The sequence below is a fragment of the Falsiroseomonas oryzae genome (assembly GCF_027856955.1).
GTDB classification, from domain to species: Bacteria; Pseudomonadota; Alphaproteobacteria; order Acetobacterales; family Acetobacteraceae; genus Falsiroseomonas; species Falsiroseomonas oryzae.
Genome location: NZ_JAPSMD010000648.1, coordinates 1 through 2231, shown reverse-complemented (window position 1 = coordinate 2231; position 2231 = coordinate 1). Strand labels below are relative to the sequence as shown.

General features: G+C 71.8%; 2 protein-coding genes. Both read left to right on the top strand.

Features of this window, described 5'->3' with window-relative positions:
* A partial coding sequence (locus OZN99_RS30095) for a putative bifunctional diguanylate cyclase/phosphodiesterase (protein ID WP_270938890.1) occupies positions 1 to 992 on the top strand: 992 nt, incomplete at its 5' end.
* A 142-nt stretch (positions 993 to 1134) separates the two neighbouring features.
* Entirely contained in the window at positions 1135 to 2160 is a 1026-nt protein-coding gene (locus OZN99_RS30090; RefSeq protein ID WP_270938889.1) for an aromatic ring-hydroxylating oxygenase subunit alpha, read from the top strand.
* Positions 2161 to 2231: the final 71 nt, after the last annotated feature.

The window sequence follows — 2231 nt, the reverse complement described above, 5'->3', positions numbered from 1 at the left end:
AGCGCCTGGCCGCGACCCTGGCGGAGCCGCTGCCGCTGGATGGCGGGTCGCCGGTGGCGGCGGCCGATATCGGCATCGCGATCGGCCCGGGCGACGGGGCGGAGGCCGGGCTGCTGCTGACCCGCGCGGAGGATGCGCTGGCCGCCGCGCGCGCGGCGCCGCAGCCCTCCATCCATTGCTTCGCGCCGGACCAGGAAGCCGCGCTGCGCCAGCGCCGCCAGCTCGAGCGCGACCTGCGCCAGGCGATCGCGGAAGGCCGCTTCCTGCTGCACTGGCAGCCGCAGCGCCGGCTGCTGGACGGCAGCCTGATCGGCTTTGAGGCGCTGCTGCGCTGGCCGCACGAGACGCGCGGGATGATCCCGCCCGACGAATTCATCCCCCTCGCCGAGGCCAGCGGCCTGATCGTGCCGCTCGGCGCCTGGGTCATCCGTACCGCCGTGGCAGAGGCTGCGGGCTGGCCGGCCGGGCTCAAGGTGGCGGTGAACCTCTCGGCCCTGCAGGTGAAGGTGGATGGCCTTGTGGAGACCGTGGCGGCGGCGCTGGCCGAATCCGGCCTTCCGCCGCACCGCCTGGAGCTGGAAGTCACGGAGAGCGTGCTGATGCAGGACAGTGCGCAGGCCGCGCGCGTGATGGCCGGGCTGCGCGGCCTCGGGGTGTCCATCGCGCTCGACGATTTCGGCACGGGGTGGTCAAGCCTCGCCTATCTCCGCCGCTTCCCCTTCGACGAGTTGAAGATCGACCGGCTGTTCCTGCGCGACCTGGACGCCGACCCGCGGGTGGAGGCGGTGGTCACCGCGATCCTCGGCCTCGGCCGCGGCCTCGGCATCCGGGTGGTGGCGGAAGGCGTCGAGACGCGGGAACAGGCCGACCGCCTGCTGGCGCTGGGCTGCGAGCGTGGCCAGGGCTGGCTGCTGGGCCGGCCGATGCCGGCGGAGCAGGCGCGCGCGCTGATCGCGGGCGAGGTCGGAGACAGCGTGCCAGACGCGGCCTGAGCCGGCTGCCCAAGCCGGCGGCAGGGCACGGCGAAGGCGCCGCGCCGACGGGCAGAACGCGGCCCGGCTCGCTGACCGGGGCGGGCATCGGTCGGCACGGAACTTGCTCGCACCGCTGCGGCCCGCAGCGGAGTTGCGCAGCATGAAGGTCGGCGATTCGCCCGTGTTCCGACGCTTCTGGTACGTCGCCATGCCGGCGGCGAAGCTGGACGAAGGGCCGCAGCCCTTCTCGCTGTTCGGCGAGGACATGGTGATCTGGCGCGCCGCCGACGGCACCGTCTCCGCGCTCAAGGACGAATGCTGCCACCGCGCGGCCAAGCTCTCGCTCGGTGAGGTGCTCGGCAACTCGATCCAGTGCCCCTACCATGGCTGGGAATTCGGCACCGACGGCCATTGCACCAGCATCCCCCAGCGCCCCGGCCTGACGCCGGAGATCGCGGCGCGGGCCTTCGTGAAGCGCTACCACGTCGCCATCCGCTACGAATACGTCTGGGTCGCGGTCGAGGACCCGGTGATGGACATCCCGCACCTGCCGGAATTCGGCGCGCCGGGCTTCCGCTACATCGACTGCTTCCACGAGCCCTGGGACATGTCGCTGTTCCGGCTGGCCGACAACTTCTTCGACCTGGCGCATGTCGCCTTCGTCCATCGCGACACCCAGGGCGACATCACCAACCCCGTCCCCCCGGCGGAAGACGTGGAGGAGATCGAGTTCGGCATCATCTCCCGGGCGATCGTGCCGGTGGCCAACCGCAAGGTCGGCCAGGACTACACCGGCATCAAGCAGGACAAGACGGTGCGCGACCGCACGGTCACCTGGTGGGCGCCCTGCACGCGCAAGCTGCACATCAAGTTCCCGAACGGCGTCGAGCACATCATCTTCACCGCGGGCACGCCGGTCGCCGACAAGAAGATCATCTTCACCCAGTTCTGCATCAGGAACGACACCGAAGAGCAGGTGCCGGCCGCGGCGGCGATCGCGCATGACCGGAAGGTGACGCTCGAGGACAAGAGGATCCTGGAGTCCACGCGCGCCGACGTCCCCATCATGCCGTGGGAGGCGCCGGAAGCCGGCATGCCCTGCGACAAGGCGAACAACATGGCGCGCAAGAAGCTGCGCGAGATCGTCGAGACCTACGGGCCGCCCCTGGCCCGCGCGGCGGAGTGAAGGCCATGCCCGCCGTCCTCGCCCGCCGCGCCGCGCTCGGCGCCGCGGCCGCCCTGGCGCTGCCCGGGCTG